General features: G+C 49.9%; 9 protein-coding genes. 4 read left to right on the top strand and 5 right to left on the bottom strand.

The window, feature by feature from the left end; genetic code table 11:
* Window positions 1–49 precede the first annotated feature (49 nt).
* The 5 genes from DZK30_RS16985 to DZK30_RS16960 form a co-directional block, all read right to left on the bottom strand.
* Window positions 50–5,494: an Ig-like domain-containing protein gene (locus tag DZK30_RS16985; protein WP_162903176.1), complete on the bottom strand. Its 5,445-nt coding sequence runs from the start codon at window positions 5,492–5,494 to the stop codon at window positions 50–52.
* A 453-nt stretch (window positions 5,495–5,947) separates the two neighbouring features.
* Window positions 5,948–9,961 carry a BNR-repeat neuraminidase N-terminal domain-containing protein gene (locus DZK30_RS16980; RefSeq protein ID WP_118975368.1) on the bottom strand — a complete coding sequence of 1,338 codons (4,014 nt, stop codon included), beginning with the start codon at window positions 9,959–9,961 and terminating at the stop codon, window positions 5,948–5,950.
* Window positions 9,962–10,795: 834 nt separating this feature from the next.
* Window positions 10,796–11,068: a DUF3098 domain-containing protein gene (locus tag DZK30_RS16970; RefSeq protein WP_118975366.1), complete on the bottom strand. Its 273-nt coding sequence runs from the start codon at window positions 11,066–11,068 to the stop codon at window positions 10,796–10,798.
* Window positions 11,069–11,123: 55 nt separating this feature from the next.
* On the bottom strand, window positions 11,124–11,969 hold the full coding sequence (locus DZK30_RS16965; protein ID WP_162903175.1) for a cell division protein FtsX: 846 nt from the start codon (window positions 11,967–11,969) through the stop codon (window positions 11,124–11,126).
* A 198-nt stretch (window positions 11,970–12,167) separates the two neighbouring features.
* Entirely contained in the window at window positions 12,168–13,403 is a 1,236-nt protein-coding gene (locus tag DZK30_RS16960) for an ABC transporter permease (protein WP_162903174.1), read from the bottom strand.
* A 101-nt stretch (window positions 13,404–13,504) separates the two neighbouring features.
* Between DZK30_RS16960 and DZK30_RS16955 the strand changes: the two genes are divergently transcribed.
* The 4 genes from DZK30_RS16955 to DZK30_RS16940 all read left to right on the top strand — a co-directional run bounded on the left by DZK30_RS16955 (window position 13,505) and on the right by DZK30_RS16940 (window position 19,933).
* Entirely contained in the window at window positions 13,505–14,104 is a 600-nt protein-coding gene (locus DZK30_RS16955) for a rhomboid family intramembrane serine protease (protein WP_118975363.1), read from the top strand.
* A gap of 1,555 nt (window positions 14,105–15,659) precedes the next feature.
* A complete protein-coding gene (locus tag DZK30_RS16950; RefSeq protein WP_118975362.1) occupies window positions 15,660–17,129 on the top strand; it encodes a dicarboxylate/amino acid:cation symporter in 1,470 nt (489 codons plus the stop codon).
* Between the two features lie 72 nt (window positions 17,130–17,201).
* Window positions 17,202–17,999, top strand: coding sequence for an endonuclease/exonuclease/phosphatase family protein (locus tag DZK30_RS16945; RefSeq protein WP_162903173.1), 798 nt, complete (start codon window positions 17,202–17,204; stop codon window positions 17,997–17,999).
* Between the two features lie 137 nt (window positions 18,000–18,136).
* Window positions 18,137–19,933 (top strand): gliding motility-associated C-terminal domain-containing protein, encoded by a 1,797-nt coding sequence (locus DZK30_RS16940; protein WP_162903172.1) that lies wholly within the window; start codon window positions 18,137–18,139, stop codon window positions 19,931–19,933.
* Window positions 19,934–19,942 lie beyond the last annotated feature (9 nt).

Genomic DNA, 19,942 nt, shown 5'->3' with positions numbered 1-19,942 from the left:
AAGGCTGCCCTGGTCGGAGCAGCCCTTTTTGATTCATTTTTTGACCCGTTTATTTCATGATCTCAAACTTGCGGGTCACCATGCCTCTTTCCGTTTCGATGCGGATGGTATATACACCGGGAGCATAGGTGCCGGTATGCAGGATATGCTTGTCGCCACTGTCAGCTTTGCTGTCGATGATCACCTGTCCTACTACATTGTACACCGTGATATGCTTCATCTTCAGGTTAAGCTTGTTCTCCAGTGTAACGATGTCCCTGGCAGGATTGGGGTACAGCAGAAGGTCTTTGCTATCATTCACCTGCGGGATACCAGTGCCGCCGGTGGCGTCGAATACGTCGACGGTACGGCTTCGGCCCAGGCTATCGCTACACTCGCCTGCCAGCATTACGGTAACATTATAGATGCCGTTCTTAGCATATTGGTGTTGTACCACGGCTCCGGTTACCCTGGGGCTGCCATCGCCGAAGTCCCAGGTATAGCCCGATACATAACGCGCGTTCAGCACATTGAACACATAAATCGCATCGTTGCTGTACACCGCATTGATATTGCCGCTGGGCGGATCTTTAACCAGGATATTGATATCGTCGGTGCCCACACAGCCATAGCCGTCGGTTACCACCACATTGTAATTACCGGTGCTGCCGGCAATCAGGGTTTGGTTGGTAGAGTTGTCGTTCCAGTGGTAGCTGGCGCCCGGGTTACGGGCATTCAGGGTAAGGGTATTGCCATGGCAGAACACAGTGTCATTACCAAGGTTGACTACCGGCAGCGGATGCACGGTTACATTTACCGTATCCCGTCCGCGGCAATTGGCGATATTGCTCACCGTTACATGATAAGTGCCGGTGGTATTCACCGTGCGGGTCTGGCTGGTGGAGTTATCGTCCCAGAGGTAGCTCTCACCGGGGTTGCCGGCATCAAGGGTCACGCTGGCGCCGGCGCAGATGTCGCGGTTAGCGCCAAGGTTCACGATCGGGGTGGGTAGGAAGGTTGCTGTTACGGTATCGCGTGCGATACAGTTGAAGCTGTTGCGTACCCGTACATAATAAGTGCCGGTATTGGTTACCGCGCGGGTTTGCGCCGTAGTCGCGTTATCCCACAGGTAAGTGGCGCCCGGGTTGCCGGCATTCAGCACATAGTTCACGCCGAGGCAGATATTGGTATCGTTGCCCAGGTCGAGAACGGGCGAGGGATTAACGGTCACATTAATGGTGTCTGACTTGGAACAGTTGCTGCTGTTGGTCACTTTCACCGAATAAGTACCGGTGCTGGTCACCGCCCTGGTCTGGTTGGTGCTGTTGTCGTTCCACAGGTAAGTAGCGCCGGCGTTGGCGGCATTCAGCGTCAGCGTATTGCCTGAGCAGAACGTGGTATCGTTGCCGAGGTTTACTACGGGTATGGGGTTTACATTTACGGTGATGGCTGCAGAGCTGTCGAAGCAGCCGGTGGCTGGTGTAGTCACGACTACCTTGTAAGTGCCGGCATTACCGGTAGTGAAGGCAGCGTTGGTCTGGCCGCCGATATTGCCGGAAGCATTTTTCCATTGGTAAGTACCGCCGCCGGTAGCCGTGAGCGTAGTGGTGCTGCCTGTGCATACCTGAACCGTACCGTTAGGGGTCACGGCGATGGTGGGCAGGGGATTGACGGTAGCGATCACAGGTATTCTGGGGCTTTCGCAGGACCCATTATATCCAAGCAGCATCTTAGGCCTTTTAGATATGATGGGGCCATCGTTACTGGTATTAGCAGTCGCAAAGTCACATACACCGCCGGTTTGTATACCGTCCACCCTGTAAATGGCCTGGGAAACGAAGCTGGTGTTGTCGTATTTAACCTCTGCGCTACTGGCTACAACACCGCTATTATCATTATTATAGCAAGTCTGTACGACGATATTGGTAACGCCATCCCAGATGAAAGGTGTACTAAATGTATAAGTATTGATACCTACAGTCGGTGTTACGCTGGCCGCGGAGTATACTGGAGTACCACCCGTTACAAAGGTCGCCGTCATCGCATTTTGTGAAGTGGGTATGAGGGTAATCTTGAAATTATTAAAAGCAGCAACCGGTGATCCTGCGGTAGCAACATCAAAAGCAAGAGAGGTTATTTGTCCGGCCGCGATACCCGCACTGTTGAGTTCGGCTACAGTAAGTAGCATTTGGTGTTTATAATTGCCGTAGTGATAAGCATAGGGACTGATGCCGCTAAAATCCGGACTGCCGGAAAGGCTGGTTGACGCGCCGGCGCCAATAGTGGCGACGCCAGCCGCACCGCCAGCCGCACCGGAGACATAAAAAGTAGTGCTCGCGGCTATAGTAGGTGTGGTAAAGGATGAGCCGGTAAATAAAGGAGCACCGCCGGTAGAAGCAGCATACCATTTAGGAGTACCTTCCGTGGTCGTAGCACCCAGTACTACTGTACCCGGGCCGCAACGAGTAGCAGGCGTTGTGCCGGAGATCAAAGGATTATACACTTTGGCAGTATCAGATACCGAATTGAAGCAAACAGTACCATCGCTGTTTTTGATCACAGCCCTGTAATACCGGGTACTATTCAACACCGGCGTGGTATAGGTGACGCCGGTACCGTTAGTGTCTACAAAAGTGCTGTTATTCATTGAAGACTGCCATTGTAAGGTCGCTGCGCCATAACCGGTAGCGGGTGTTAATGCCAGGGAGGTAGTGCCGGAAACACAGATTGATGCCGGTGTGGCTATGGCTACTGCAGACGCGGGAAGTACGGTAACGGCCACTGTAGCAGTAGCAGCACACTGGGTGGTGCTGTTGTTGGCGGTAGCAGTATAAGTAGTAGCGGCTGCTGTTGCAGATTTGTGATACACCGTAGCCGCACTGGCTCCTGCAACATAGGCTACAGTTGCGCCTGCGTCGGTATAAAGGTTGGTTGCCGGACTCCAGATGTAGGTATTAAAGCTGCTTTGATTAGAGGTTACTGTGAGTTGGGTTATCGCATTGTTACAAACGGTTTTATTAGCAGTGACTGTAAAGGTGGGCGGGGCATTGACTGTGGCAGTAACCGGTATACGGGGACTGCTACAGGCCGGTTGCTTAAACACGATATTCAGCCTTTGCATACTCAGGCTCGCAGTTGGACTGGTAGTTGACAGGTCAGGCGAGGTAGAGCTGGTGGTAGCAGAGGCGCAGGTGTTATTGGTTGTAGCTGTAAAATAGGTCTGCGCGTTATTGGTTTGATCATTTCCTGTTTGCCGGATATCAACCAATATGTTGGATGTGCCATCCCAATTGTAATAGCCGTCAAAATCAATTGTATTGACACCAATGGCATGGGTATAGGTGGCGGGGCCATAGACGTTTGTTAGCCCGTTTGTCGTAAAGCCGGTCAATGTGGAAGGGGCCGTGCCAAGCGCTATCCTGAAATTGGTAACATTGGTTCCGTCGCCAAGGGTATTAATGTTAAAGGTGATACCGCTGATATTGCCGGCGGTGAGTCCGGCGCTGGTCAGTTCTGCAGCTGTAAACACCATTTGACACCAGTATTGTTTCCAGCGGTTGCAAAATGCTGTTGGTTGGTTGGTAGCACCGGTAAGCGTAGTAGCGGTACCTATAGTAGCAGTTGACGGAGCGCCTGTTTCGGCCGCTACATAATAGGTGGTCGTGGTATTGATCGAAGGCGTAGTGAACGGACTGCCGGTTCCGATAGCCGTGCCACCGGTTGCGGCAGCAAACCACTTTAAGGTAGCACTTGCGGGGCCGGATGCCATCAGGTCGACCGTACCCACACCACAGCGCTGGACATTGGTAGTGGAAGCAATGTTATTGTTATAAGTCAATTGCACGGGTCCTGACGCCGTGCTATCGGGTCCCGCGGCACATTTGACCATGCAGCGGTAATATTTGGCAACTGCAGGGCCGGTATATGTCGCTGAAGTCGCTCCCGATATATTTGTAAAAGTCAGATTATCCACAGAAGACTGCCATTGATAGGTAACGCCAGGCCCGGGCGTGGCGGTAGTAAGCGAAAACGCAACTGTAGTGCCGGCACAAAGACCGGTCGATATTGAAGCAATCGTTGCACCGGGGGCGGGCGTAGTGCACAACGTTGTAAAGTTTACAGCCGAGGTCCAGATGCTGCTGTCTGATGCACCACAGAGGGTTCTTACATACACCGAATAAGTTGTTGCACTGGTGAGTGTATTCGGTGTCGCGGTTGCAGTTGTACTGTTACCAGTGGCTGCAAGACCAGTGGGGCCACTGCCGGCGGCGCCCGAGGTTCTTACTTCCCATTTATAGCCCGTAGGCGGACCTATGGTGGGGGCGGTCCAGTTGACTACAGCCTGTGTGGAATTAATCGATGCAGCGGGTACGGTAACCGCTGTTGGCTGTCCGCAAGTTGGTAATGTAGTAAAAGTGCCTGTGGCGCTGTAACCATCTCCGGTGCCGCTCGAACTAGGAATATGCGACCAGATAGAGGTATTGGTACCGGAAACGCTTTGAACCCTTACCTGGTAGGAGGTCAAAGGTGCGAGGCCTGTTATGTTGGCGGTTGCCGTGCTTACAGGGTTGCCTGTAAAGTTGGTCCAGGCACAGGTGCCCGGTATGCGGTACTGGATATTATACTGGGTAGCACCTGTAGGAGCAGTCCAGGCGACGGTAGCGGAATTGCCTGTAATATTGGTCACCGCACTGAACGTCCGCACAGGGGCAGGCGCTGTAGCTGATGTCCACGTATAAGTAAGACCATTGCTGGGGGCTTGTGCCGTATTGCTACTGGATAATGTCATGGTAGCGCTGTTATTATTGCCCGTAACCATATTGCTCCAGTTGCAGGTCGTACCTGCTGGTATATCCAGTAAGCGGAGGTTATTGACGTTGCTGCTCCATGTGGTACTGTTACCTCTGATGCCCACCTGCGGCGCTGTAGTACTGTTGCCTATCACAATAGTACCACCGTAAATAATTTTAATCGTTCCGGTGGTTGAATTCAGCCGGATTTGAAAGGTGATCCGCTCGTTGGTCGAATTCCACCTTTTTACATCCTGGAATTGGGCGACGAATTCGTCGCCTATTTGTTGGCATCTGATCTCTGAAGTCGCCCCCGTAGTACCGTTTCCAGAACTGTAACCGTTGTCGCAGCCTAAGCCCGAGACCACGCCGCTCACTCCGGTTCCGGTCGTTGATAGTGGCGTATATTCGCCGACATTGTGTGAGCCGCCCATGGTAATGTAGCCATTGCTGTTTACATACACTGTCGTAATCGAAGCGCCTCCAAAAGGAAAAGCAGGAATTGTAATGGCTGAAGAGTTCAGATCGTCATAATTGGTATTGGCCGCTACCACTACGGTCCCCCCGGTGATCGGGGTGTAGGTACTTGTACTTTGTGTAAAGGTGTAATTGGCAATATTTGTCTGCGCCTGCAGCGATACCGAAGCTGCCATGGCCAGCGCGCCAAAGAGCGTTGCCATTTTTCCTTTCGAGATACTTTTGAAGAAAGTGTCGATTTTTCTCATAGACATAAGTTTAAATTGCGGCCCTCCTGGACAGGTTTAACACAGGATTTTCCGGCCTTTGGTCACTGCAAAAGAATTCAAGGCAAGCCCGAAGGGCTGCTTGGTCATCCATATTTGGTTATGTGTGGTTCTTGGTTAAGGGCAAGGCCCTTTGTATAAACAGGACCGGGCCGCAGCCGGTCAGTCTGAAGTGCTAAGTTGAGTCAAATGTAAACTTTTTTTTAACACTTTGCAAACTTTTTGTAACTCATTTTAAAAAACGACCATATTGCCCGCTTTTACTGGATTATATCCTGGTTATGAGTATGGTAAACAGATATTTGCCGGTAATGCGAAACGGTTTTAACCTTGAAAATGAGCTGTTTAGATTTCCTGCTTTTAACGTTTGTTGACAACAAAAGCCCCCGTAATCACGTATACGGAGGCTTTTGCTTAAAATGGTGCCGGGCTTATTTATTGCTTGCTGATCCTGATCACGGATTGCTGGCTGTTATCGGCATAACGGAGCAAATAGCTGCCCGTTGCCAAACGGCTCATATCGATCGTTGCCTGCGCACCGGTAACGGTTACAGTCTGCAGCACCCTGCCGGTAATGTCCATCAGCTGCAGCTCAGGCTTGCCGTCGGCATGGCCATCGAGCAGTACCTGTAGCTGTTGCTGTACCGGGTTGGGCGACACCACTACGGCCATTTGGCCGGCTTGGGTTCTAATCAGTGTTACCACGTCAGAAAGCACCACCTTACCATCGGCATCGGCCATGTTCAGGCGGTACAGGTTCATACCGTTCAGCGGCCGCTCGTCGATAAAGCTATAGTTACCCTTTTTGTTACCGGGCAGGGTTGCCAGCTTACTGAACTGGCGCCCGTCGGCCGAGCGCTGCAGCTCGAAGTGGCTGAAGTTGCGTTCCTCGGCGGTTTCCCAGGTCAGGATATGGCTTGCTCCAACCTTTTTGCCGGTAAAGCTGAGGAGCTTCACAGGAAGGGGCGTTGTGCCGCTGCTGATAAAGAAATTCGAGAAGCCGGGCGTTGCAAACTTTATCCAGCTGACGCCGTTGGCCGTGTTACTTTCTGTCTGTGTCAGCAGTGAATAAGTGCCGCTGCCATTATTATTGCAGGAAGATTCGCCCGTAACCCTGGTAACATTCAGATTGCCGAGCGACGCCGAGGGATCGGCTGCCTGTAGCGCAGCCTGTTCGCTGTTGAGCAGGAACAGCTGTACTTCGTAGCTGCCCGTAGTGCTGTTGCTGATCCTGAAATTGCGGTCGAGATAAGGCCGCCCGCCTGCATCCTGGCGAATGGCGCCGGTATTGATATTCTGAGCCGGCGTAAAATTGCCTACCGATCCTCCTGCATTATTTCTCACCAATGCGATCAGCCTGCTGCTGGCATCCATCAACGGAACCCAACCGGTATACATGGGCGGTAAGGTGCTGGGCTCCGGGATCTGAACATCGGAATTGCAGTCTGCGCTGGTGGCCAGCATGCTGCTTGAAAGCTCATCAACCGCAATACAGAAGGTGCCTGTGGTTGAACTGGAAAAGCCATCAACCTCTACATAATAGGTTTGGTTGGGCACAAGGCCAGTAGCGTACACCACCGACATATACCCTTCTTCATCATCGGGATCCAGAATAAAGCTGCCGCCGTCATCATCACAAGCAATAATGCTAAACCCGGAATATACTGAGGGATCGGCCGCGGTAAACAGCCCTAACCGTGTATCGGTCATCGTTCCTCCCGAACCCATATCTGTGCTTACCCTTACAGCGCCGCTGGCAGGAGCAGTGAACTTGAACCATACCGTATGAAAACCGGAGGAACTGCTGCAATTGCTTACAGGCTCGCCTGCCGATTGCGATGCATTGACATTGGTATAAGGCGCACCGGTACAGCCAGAGCCCAGGGTAAGCGTCATCGCACCGGAAGCGTTGTCATTAACCAGTGCCTGCAAGATAGTGCGGGTGCCGGTAGGATTGGGAGTTGTAGGTGTTGCTGTATTGCCATTGATCATTGCCGAAGAGCAGGACGCGTCGACAACATTTCCCGCCGTAGCGGTAGCCGAGATATCATACACCAGCCAGAAGTAGCCGGTACCGGTCGCAAGCGTTTGCGAGCCGTTTACGGTAAAGGCGCCGTTGGGATTGGGTATTGTGCTGCCAAACGGTGTTGCTGTAGCAAAGGTCGTCGTCGTTGTATAGTAAACCCTGGCTGCAGTAATGTCTGCAGGGGCTGTGCTGCCCGTAGTGGAAAAGGCTATGGATGTGACCGCGGTATTGGCGCAGCCGGTCAGCGCCACCCTAAGCACCTGTTGATCGGTGCTGCCTGTAAACACCGTCGAGGTCATGGGCTGGTTGGTGCTGGCCGTAAAAGATGCGTTGGTAATCGCCCGGGTGCCGCTGGGATTGGTAGCAGTGGGCGTACGTGGCGTGCCTATAGTTGCCGATGTGTATTGGGCATCGAGTACATTGGGGCTGGTTGCCGCGCAATTGACATCGTATACCAGCCAGAAATAATTGGTCGTGTTGCTGGCCCCTCCGGTCAGTGCCTGGTTACCGGTCACGCTGAAGGAACCACTCGGGCTGTTTACCGGCGTTCCGAAGGGAGTAGTAGCGGCAAAGGTGTTGCTTGTGCCGGTATAATATACTTTAGCCGCTGCGATATTTGCTGCATTGGTAGATCCCGTGGTATTAAAATCCAACTGGGTTACAGACAGGGGATTGGCGGTGCCGCTTACTACTACCGCTACACGCAGGATCTGCTGGTCAACGGTACCGGCGGTTAACGATGAAGAAGAAGCCTGTATGGTAGTGGTAGACACAAAATTCATCACTTGAGTGGTGATACAGACATCAAAGGTGCTGGTTTGCCCGCCGGCGCTCGTATAGCTGGCTACGCGCAGGTAATAAGTGTTGCCCGGAACGAGACCGCTTACCAGCGCTGTTTGCGGATCGCTACATACCATTGCCGTGGATGCGCCGCAGGCGCTCAGTACCTGGAACGTAAGGTCACTCGTGCTGCCGGCAAGATTTTGCAACGTGATCGTATGAGCGTTGGCCAATGCTGTAAAGGAAAACCATACATCGTCGTCGTAAGTGCCGCAGGAGGAAGCAGGACCCGCCGATGCCGTAGCACCGGCCAGCGTCCCTGAAATAACCGATGTACAGGTTGTACCGGTATTGACAGGCACATTAATGGCATTGGCACATTCGTCGTTGGCTGGTGGTGGAGGCGGTGTGCCGACACAGATATTAAAGTTTGAGGTTGCAGCAGTTGCTACGAAGGTAAATACTCTTACGTAGTAGGTCTGTCCTGCGGTAAGCCCTGTCAGATATTGAGCGCTTACATTGGCACAGGTTCCGCCGCCGGGAACTTCCGTTATGCCCAGGTCGCTGTACACGACCATATTCATATCAGACTCACCCGCTGTATTAATCAACGATACCCGGTGTATTGCCCCGGTAGCCTGGAACTTAAACCATACGTCATCATTGGCGCCGGTGGGGCGGCAGGAGGGAGCCGGTAAACTGGCGCTGGCGCCTGCCGTGCTTCCGGCTATAACGGAAGTGCAATTAAAATCTGCGTTTACCGGGACTGTAATAGCATTGGCCACATCGTCATTTGGAGCCGGGCATATATAGGCTTGCGCTGCCGATGTAACGTTGCACAGCGTATTGACATTATGTACCAATGTCAGTGTCTTGGAGCTACCCGAGGCAAAAGGACCTACCACAGTACTACCTGTCGCGGAAGCCGTGCCCAGGGTTGTGGCGCCATCGTTGATGGCAATGCTCGTTGCGCTGCCCATATTGCTGATGTTGACGCTGATAGAAAACTGGCCGTTGCTGCAGTCGGGTACGATGGCATATGTGGCCACCGGCGCGGTGCAGGGCGCCGCCATCACATTGAGCGTATAATCCTCCGCTTGTCCGTACTGTGTGGTGCCGCCCCCTATGGTACAGGCATCGGTAGGATAAGCATTGAACTTTTTGATCACCCGCATGCGGGTAGCGCCCAATGTGGCGCCTGCCGGCGTAGCAATATTGCCGTTCAATTCCTTGGCGTCTGTGCCGTTTGAACTGGCAATGGTTCCTATATCATACGATTCGCCGGCATCGGTAAAAGAGCCGTTTTGGTTCCAGTCGATATATACCCTGAAATAACTGGTAAAGCTCCCATCGGTATTGCCTTTCAGCTTGATAGGCATGCTGAAGCCCTGGTATACCGTTCCCTGAATGGCCGTAAAGTCTTCATGGGCCGTGCCGCCTATGGGTGCTGGTGTCGTGTTGTTAATGCCGGCAAACTGGACCAGCGTGATCGGTTCCACGCCGTTGGCGAAGGTAACGCTGCAGTAAGGCGCGGGGAATTGCGCTATGGCGCTGGTGCCGGCAGCGCTTAATAGTGTCGTTAGCAGCAGGGTTTTGGTGTGCTGTCGCCATGCCGGGAACAGCCGTGTAATTGTTCTCATCATCAGGATGGTGTTTTTGGGTAATGCCTACTCTGTTTTAGCTTGGTGTTTTTAGGTCAGGGGTTTTCGGCATTGCCCCCTGACGCGCTCTTTAAGTATGTTAAACTTAATGTTGTGTTAAGCAAATGTCAAGTTTGTATAAAATTTCTGTAAAAGGAAACTTATAGACATAATTATTATAGATAAATATCTAGATGATTTGTAATGTGCATCCTGCACATAAATGTAGGTACCCGAATCGGGTAGATAAGAGGAGGAAATAAGTGGGTTAGAAAAACAGATGAACTATTGTATATGGAAAACCGGATTGTAATCAGCAGCTAAAGTATATGTAACTGTGAAATGTTGTCCGGTACTATAATCTTAAGTGACTATACGGATATAGGAAACAAAGCCGGTCCTTGAGCTTGTCGAAAGGACAAAGATGATGCTTCGACAAGCTCAGCAACCGTTTAATGGGAAGCAAATTGTATCCTGTTTCCTATATCCGGATAGTCAGATAATCTTATTATGAAGAAGCAGTTCCGGATAGGAAGACAAATGCAGCTCAAAACAATATTTGTAACACTTTGATTTTGTCCCTGGCAAATGAGAAGGGCCGGATCTGCTGGTAGCTGCAAGTATATTTCCTGGCGGAAAATATTCCTAATGATAAATTTCATACCGTTCTTAAGTTTCCTTTGCATAGGGCTTAGCTTCCTCAACTGTTCGTAATTGGGGAAATGCTCAATGGAACGGAAGATATAGGGTGGGTGATTAGCGGAGAGGAGACATAGAAAAAGCCCTGAAACCGGGTTTCAAGGCTTACAATGATTTAAAAATATCTTTACTAAAGCGTTATTCGACGGATTTGGGCTTGCGCATGATCGCGATCACTTCCACAACAAAGCCGGCAATAATAAGGAACGGCGCCAGCGTGATCCGCCTGAAGCTATAGATCTCCTCTTTGTTGAAAACGTGCGGATCATTGCTTTTTCCCCCCGCCATCAGCACAAAGCCCAGCAGGATAAGGGCGAGACCAGCAAACATGATATAATAATTGGTCTTGTCAAACAGGAATAAGCGGCTGTCTTTTTTTCCTTTATCTTTTGTGGAAGTGGTTACTGCCATGGTTTCAAAAATTTATGTGGCCAAAAATAGGGTATTAAAATGATAAACGGATCGTTTAGTAAAGATCATCAAGCTTTAGCTTCAGGTATTTAACCACCGAACGATGCGTGCTCAGCAGCGAGATGAGCACACCCAGCATCAATATAGCGGCCATGAGCACCGCAAGCGAGGTGTAGTCGCGGATCGCATTGAGCTCGCTCAGCACCGAACCGGCAAAATACATGAGGAGTAACAGGCCGGCCACAGCGATCAGGCCGCTCAGCAGGCCGGTAATAATGGCCCGCTTGTCAAAGGGACGGGCAATAAACCAGCGTGTGGCGCCCACCATCTGCATGGTCTTGATCAATAGCCGGTTGCTGAACATAGCCAGGCGTACCGTATTGTCGATAATAATGATCACGGCAATGAACAGGATCAGCGCGATCACTCCCAGCACGATACCGACTTTGCGCAGGTTGGCATTCATTTTGTCTACCACGGTGCGCTCATACGATACTTCCCTTACAATATTGCTCTGTAGCAGGAATTGCTTGATCTTGTCTATGCTGTCTGTATTCACATATTCCGAATGAAGATTTATCTTAACCGAAGTATATAGTGGATTGGCATCAAGCAGCTGCATAAAGTCTTCACCCATTTCCTTCGTCATTTGCTGCGCAGCTTCCTCCTTGGTCACCACCGTTGCTTTGCTTACAAACGGCTGTTGCTGCAGCATCGTCTCCAGCGCTTTTGTCTTTTCCTCCCTGGTATTGTCGTGCAGGATCACCTGTAATTCTACCTGCTCTTTAAAATAACGGGATAATGCCCTGCCGTTAATGGCCATCCAGCCTATAGTGCCCAGCAGGAACAGGACGAGTGAAATGCCTATGATCGAATATATATAAGAAGGTGCTTTTTTCATCTTGTATCTTTTAAGTGCCCTTGGCCCGGCCGCTTCGCTCTGGCATCGGTCAACAAACCCATTCCCGGCAAACCTTTCTTTTGTTTCAAAGGCTAGCAAAAATAAAAATTTGATTCAAAAGCAGGACAATTATTTCCATCGATGCAGCAAAATAAACGGGAAACACGCAAGGCCTCCTGAAGTTTAACCTTAATTAACCTATTTGAACCGCAAAGCCTTTACAATATTGATGCTTCGTACCATCAATACCGGTAGCAGCATCACCAGCAGGCAAAAGAGAAAAGTGCCGGCATCGATCAGCAGTACCTGCCAGGCCACCAGCTTCACCGGTGCATAAGTCATATAATAGGCGCTTTCATCCATTTTGATAAAATGGGTGTAATACTGCAGCAGGCAAAAAGCAACGCCCAGCAAGGTGCCGGCCAGGATACCCTTTACGGCTACATTGGCGGCATGGTACAGGAAGATCAGTTGCATCCTGCCCGGTTGCATGCCCAGCGCTTTCAGTGTGCCAATCATATTGGTACGTTCCATAATGAAGATCAGCAAGGCGGTGGCCATATTGATCACGGCTACCACGGCCATAATGACCAGGATGATATACGCATTGGTATTCATCAGCTCCAGCCAGTTAAAGATATTGGGATACAATTCCTTCATGGTGGTGCGGGTCATGGGCGGCTCCAGGTACTTGTGATAGATACGGTTGGCAATGGTATCGGAAAGGCGGTAATCGTTGAGACTAACCTGGTAGCCGTTGATCGCATTGCTATCCCAGTTGCTGATGCGGCGCAGCAGCCTGATGTCGCAAAAACAGAAATTATTATCCACTTCCTCCATTCCTGTATGGAAGGCGCCACATATCTCCAGCTTGCGGTAGCGGGGCGTGCTTTGTTCCGGATCGATAAAATACACGAGCACCGTATCACCTGTCTTCCGGTTAATCTTGTCCAGGGTAGATTGCGACAACACGATCTGCTGTGCATAGCCGGAGGTTGCGAAATCGGGAGGCTTGCCCGAAAAACGGATCTCGGCGTTGCTGTTCCAATCGTAATCCCGGTCTACGCCCTTGAGCCTGATCCCTTCCATAACGGGTCCGGCATTGAGGATACCGGCCTTTACGGCAAAAGGATGGACCGAACGTACACCCGGCTCCTGCCTTATATGTTGCAGCAGTACCGGATTGCCGTCAAAGGGGGAGGGCGACAGGATAGAGCTTGGGTTGGGGTTGAATGGCGCGATCTGGATATGCCCCCAAAACACAAACATCTTATCCTTTATCGTTTCCTTGAAGCCAAACACTACCGCTACGGCCACGATCATGACCGCCACGCTAAGGGTTGTGGCCACCGTGGCCAGTCGTATAATGAACCGGGAAAACGAGGCCTTCCGGTTGGCCGCAATACGGCGGGCGATAAAAAAAGGGAGGTTCAAACAGGATATAGTTTGCTCAATCAGCAGCAAATGTAAAGTTATCCTGCCAAAATCTCGCATGCCCGCATTTGCCCTGTCCCTGCAATCATTATCTTCGCAGCATGACAGTCACCCTTATCTTCATTATCGTTACTGTAGTGGTATCGGTACTGGCCTTTAACAATGAAAGGCTGTTGAACAACCTGCTCTTGTGGCCCGCACGGATGCATAGCCCCGAACAGTATTACCGCTTCCTCACATCGGGTTTTGTGCATGTCGACTATATGCACCTGGCCTTTAATATGATCACTTTTTATTTTTTTGGTGAATTATTGGAGCAAAATATTGGTCCAGAAAGATTTACAATAGTTTATCTAACGGGAATTATCGTTGCCGGCATTCCTTCCTATTTCAAAAAACGTCATATACCCGGCTACGCTTCACTAGGAGCTTCCGGCGGCGTAGCAGCCATACTCTTTGCCACAATTTATCTCAATCCCTGGCAACAGATCGGTATCTTCTTTATTATCCAGCTGCCCAGCATCATTTTTGCAGTCCTTTACCTGGCCTATACGGCTTACCTGGCGCGCCGGGGATCGGGAGTAGTCAACCACGACGCGCACCTTTGGGGTTCCCTGTATGGCCTGCTGTGTATGCTGGTGATCGACCCTTCTCATGGACGATACTTCCTGGATCAACTGATGCATCCGCATTGGGGTTAAGCCATATCCTGATTCAGACGACAAACCTCCTTCCCACCCGAAGGAGGTTTTTTTGTATACTGGTAGGTACGCGTCAGCGACTTCGACGTGCCGGTCGGGACGCGCCAGCGGCCTGAACGAAGAGGCTGGTTTTCCCACAAACACGCCCGCTCGGAACACGTCAGCGACCTGAACGGAAAAGTAGGCTCTCCCGCAGAGGCACGCCGGAGATACCGGTCGGGACGCGCCAGCGACCTGAACGGCGAGGCTGGTTTCCCCACAAACATGCCTGGTCGGAACACGTCAGCGTCCTGAATGGAGAAGCAGGTTTTCCACAAATATGCCCGGTCGGGGCATGTCATCGGCCTAACCAGGGGAAAAAGGTTTTCTTACAAATTTATCGGCCGGAACATGCCGGTTATCTCCAGAGCATGATAGCAAGCAAAATAATAAAGTGATCTATTTCCTATGTATAGTGGCGTAAAATGCTGGATGTATTCATGCAGCCATTTTACGGGAAAAATAATCTTGCCCCTCTTTAGTATAGAATGATTTTACATTTTAATAAGCGGGTATATCTTTTGCACTCCGGGATAGAGAACCGCTTCTTCGTTCTACGAAATATACCAGATGAAATATATGCTAAAAAATAACTTTTTAATGCCTGGGTTATTCGAATCAGGATCGATACATAATGGCAGATTTATATTTTAAATCGATATCATTATTCTGAAAGTCGGAGGCTAATTACCTGATACGCTTCTTTTGCATTGCCTGGCACGAAAGACGAAATTTTTTTCAAATTAAATAAATAAACTTATATTATTTTATGATGTGTTTTTGTTACCTCCTGGTTGCCGGCTTACGTCTCCCGGTTAGCCCTTCATAGAAGAGTTAGTGCGGGTAGGGGAGGGTACGATTTTTATTAGCGATTTTTAGTATATAAAAATATATCATGTTATTTTAATTTTTAAGTTATTTATTGTTTTAATGTGTGCCTTTTTGGCTTAATTCTTGATTTCATAAGAAATTCAGTTTTGATTTCCGTTATTTAAGAGTATAATTTATTAAAATGTAAAATTGTAATACTATCTATAGGAAAACATAACCAGAAACCAGGGTAGGGTAGAACTGCTATTCACGCCTCATTTTTTCGCACGAAAAACACCTGCCATAAAATTGTATTTAATATTATACTATAAGTTCAAAAATAAAAATACATTTCCAAAAGTAGTTTGTGATTATTGTTTCTATTTTTTAGTTTAGAAAATATCTATTAAATAATTAATAACCAGATTATTATCAAATATTATTACATGGAATGCTGACATTGTGGCACAATGACAAATTTTTGAACGGAAATTTTCAATTAAAAAACTCAAATAAAATTTATTATATCGGTTACCAGTACTAAAATATCTATTAAAGAGTCATCAATTTGAAAAAACTGTAATTACATTAATATCTATAATTATGTGTAATGAAAAGTGTCAAAATTTAGGCTAAAATGTGCTTATTTTTTATATTTTTACAGTCTTGCCATGGTAGGCACCTAATCGATTTATACTATTTTTGAATGAAAAAAATATTTACTTTAATTTCCATTCTAACGCTGAGTATAGCAGCCGTTTTTTCCCTGTTGTATCTTAATAAATGGATTGATGTCAATTTGGCATTAGTTAAAGGTTCCTGGTGGCTTTTTGCCGTTGCCGTATCGGGCTATGCCATTTACCGGAAATCGCTCACTACCTGGATCCTGGTTGCTATGATGATCGGGGTGCTGGTGGGATTTACTTTCAGAGAGTTTGCCCTTGACCTCCAGGTATTAAGTAAGATTTTTTTGAAATTAATTAAGACAGTAATAGGACCTATTTTATTCGCTACCCTGGTGGTCGGAATTGCGGGCCATGCCAACCTGAAGCAATTGGGGCGGATGGGCTGGAAGTCGCTATTGTATTTTGAGATCGTAACGACATTGGCGCTCGTGATCGGTTTGCTGGCGATCAATATATCGCAGGCGGGGAAGCATATCGATATTCCGCACAGCATTATTCACGAACTGCCCAGGTCGTCGGAAAGACAAATGCAGGAGAAGGTGATTGCCATCCTGGACAGTGCCGATGTGAGTGTCCCTCCGGGCCTGATCAACCGGCTACCCGACGCACCGGGCAAGAGCTGGAAAGATCATATCCTGGACATTTTCCCGGAGAATATAGCAAAAGCCGTAGCGGAGGGACAAGTATTACCCATAGTAATTTTCAGTATATTATTTGGTATCGCCCTGGCAATGATCCCGGAAGAGCGTAAAAAGCCCATGCTGGCCTTTGCCGAAAGCCTGGCCGAAACCATGTTCAAATTCACAAATATCATTATGTATTTTGCCCCCTTTGGCGTGGGAGCAGCTATAGCGCATGCGACCGCCGAGTTGGGTACCGATATCCTTTTTGCCCTCGCCAAGCTCCTGCTTACGCTCTATTGTGCTTTGGCTATTTTTGTTGTCCTGGTCTTCGGCTCCGTATTGCTGATCTGTCGCATCCCGGTCCGTACCTTCTACCGTGCGGTCAAGGAGCCCGTATCGATCGCCTTTGCCACCACCAGTTCCGAGAGCGCCCTGCCCAAGGCCATGGAGAATATGGAAAAGATAGGCGTGCCCCGGAAGATCGTTTCTTTTGTGATACCGACCGGATACACTTTTAATCTTGATGGCACTACACTTTATCTTTCCCTTGCATCTATATTTGTAGCCCAGGCGGCAGGTATAGAGCTTAGTATAGGTTCGCAGCTGCTCATCGGGCTTACGCTCATGTTGACCAGCAAGGGTGTAGCAGGGGTGCCCCGGGCTTCGCTGGTGATCCTCATTGGCGCTGCAGCCACCTTTCATTTACCTTTATGGCCCATTATGGCCATTTTCGGTATCGACGAGCTCATGGATATGGCCCGTACTTCAGTTAATGTTATGGGCAATTGCCTGGCTAGCTGTGTGGTAGCCCGCTGGGAAAAGGAATTGGATGAAGAAAAGCTTCATGCCGAGTTTATTGTTGATTAATTATTTGATTTTGAAATTTTTGTGTTGTTTATAAGAAGGTTTTTTGAGGTAAAAATATATTTTGGGGTCCTCTTGCTCCTATTGTGGGGCCTGTTACCGGCAAATGCCGCGATCAGGATTGCCAGCTGGAACCTGCAGCACCTGGGAAGGCATAAGTCTGATAGTACATTACGGCTTATGGCGGGCTATTTGAAAGATTTCGACCTGGTGGCCCTGCAGGAGATCAATACCGGCGACGGCGCCAATGCGCTTTCCCGGCTCGTTGCTTTCCTCAACCAGACCGGGCAGCAATGGGATTACCGCATCAGTCAGCCGACCACCGCGCTGCAGCCGGGCGAATCGGAGCGGTATGCCTTTATCTGGAAGTCTGCCCGGGTCGCTTGCATGGGACGGCCATTCCTGGCGGCTACTTTTGCTACGGAGATGAGCCGGGAGCCATTTATTGCTATTTTCCGCGCAGAAGGGAAGGTATTTAGCCTGGTTAACTTTCATGCGTTGCCCAAAAAGAAGCAGCCCGAACGGGAGATCAAATACCTGAAATACTTTCCCGACTCCCTGCGGCTGCCAATGCCTGTATTTCTGGGCGATTTTAACTGCCCGCAATCCCATACCGTTTTCAACCCGCTCCGGAAGCAACATTTTCTGCCTGCGCTTAGTGGTCAGCCCACCACTTTAAAGCAGGCGTGCCGCAACGGCAATTGCCTGGCCTCGGAATATGATAATATATTTTATTCTACTGCGATGTTTGCATTAGTAAAAGCCGGCATTGTTTCCTTTCCAAGTACTTATCAGTGGAATATGACCATTGCCCGTAAAATCTCCGACCATCTGCCCGTATATGCCGAGCTGGCGTTCCTGCCGTCGCGTTGAACCTCTTGTTTGTGCTGTCGAAAACTTTCGCTGTCATGAAATAGAAAACTGGTACGACACCTCATTTGTTGTGTCTTGTTTTAGGTTCATTTTATTTAAGTAAAAAAAATAATATTTTTACTAATTAGATACGGCTTGTGAAGATAATATTTTTGCTGCTGCTGATAGCGGCCGGTTTGCCGGCTAAGGCATCGCATATTTTCGGCGTCGCTATCAGCTATCATTTTGTCGAGGCCAGGGGTGAGGAGGAGACCTACCAGGTAACGCTGCGGCTTTATGCCTACTGTGGCGCACCCAACAGAAGCGGTGATATCATCAATCAGCGTGCAAAGATCAAGATCTATAAGGGCAGCCAGTCGTCTCTGAATATGGTGTTCCTGGACTACGATGCCGGCCATAGCCGGATCAATATTTCGCCCGTGTGTCCCGATGAAATGGATCAGAATACCTGCGCCGATCCTATGGGCGTTTATCCTGGTGTACTTCAATTTGCCTATAGCGGTAATGTTACGATTAAGGGAAAGGACCCGAGCTGGCATTTTGCCTTTAATTCGGATATCACGCAAACGCCTGATCCGCTAACCCGCGCCGGTTTGGCTGCCGGCGTTATCAAGAACTTAGATGCCGTGCTTCCGCCTTTTCCCGAAGATCAGGAAAAGCCATTTCCCCTCTACCTCGACGCTACCCTGAACAATACGATGGGACCCAATAATTCTGTTGACTACGACGATGGCTATGCTCCTTTTTTCTGCATCAACAAGCCCGCGCTGTATAGTCCCGGCGCCCGGGATCCCGATAATGACCGGCTGGAATTCAAATTGATACCCTGCAGAAAGCTGGGGTCCCCGGCAATACAATCGCCACGGGAGGCTTATGATATGCGCTACATTTCGCCTTTTACACCCGAACAACCCCTGGCGGCCGCACCGGGCAGCTTCAAGCTCAACGGCGGCACCGGGGAAATCCGCTTTCTGCCCAACCAGGTGAGCAACAACATATTGGTGTACCAGGTCAATGAGTACCGCAAGGGTGTGAAAATGGGCAGTACGCAAAAGGCGGTCACGTTTGTCACGATAGATAATTGTAACAACGACGCACCGCAAGGCATAACAGGCGATGTCGAAGAACTGGACACGAGCCGCGACGACAACAGAACACTCATCTTCAGTCAATGCGAGGGCTGGGACAAGGAGCTGAAGATCGATATTAAGGGAAGCGATAGCAACCTGGATAATATCACGATCACCCATGGCGCGCTGCCGGAGGGAGCCAGCCTTACCGTCGAAGACGAAGGAACGCCCACACCGAAGGCACATTTCCGCTGGGCGGCGGCGCAGGCCCGGCCCGGCCGTTACCTCATTAACCTCACCTACAGCGACGATGGCTGCCCTCTTATGGCGACGCAGACCACGGCTTATACCATCGACATCAGGCCGAGGCCCGAAGTGCAGCTGCCCGCCGATACCACATTGTGTACCGGTATGCCGCTGCGGATCGAAACGCCGCTTCAGTCCGATGCGACTTATCGCTGGAGCGAGGGCGATACGACCAATTATATGGTGGTTACCCGGCCGGGCGACTACGAGCTTCGGGCTACCAACCACTGCGGCACTGCTGCCGACAAGATCCATATAGACTACATCGATTGCAAATATTGCCTGTTCGTACCCAACGCCTTTACGCCCAATGGTGATGGCAGGAACGACCGTTTCGTGGTCAAAGCGGCCTGCCCTTTCCGGACGATCAACCTGCAGGTGTTCAATCGTTACGGACAGCGGCTGTTCACGAGCCTTAGCCTGGACAAGACCTGGGACGGCACCTTTAACGGGCAGCCGGTGGAGCAGGGCGATTACTTTTATGTGATTGATGCCGCCTATCTGAATCCCGGCGATGGTCCTGCCCGCACAAGAGGGACGGTAACGGTGCTGCGGTAGTCGCGGATG

This window comes from Taibaiella koreensis (assembly GCF_003545715.1).
In the GTDB taxonomy this organism is placed as follows: domain Bacteria; phylum Bacteroidota; class Bacteroidia; order Chitinophagales; family Chitinophagaceae; genus Taibaiella; species Taibaiella koreensis.
The sequence above is the reverse complement of the archived record's forward strand: the minus strand, read 5'-3'. Positions and strand labels throughout refer to the sequence as shown.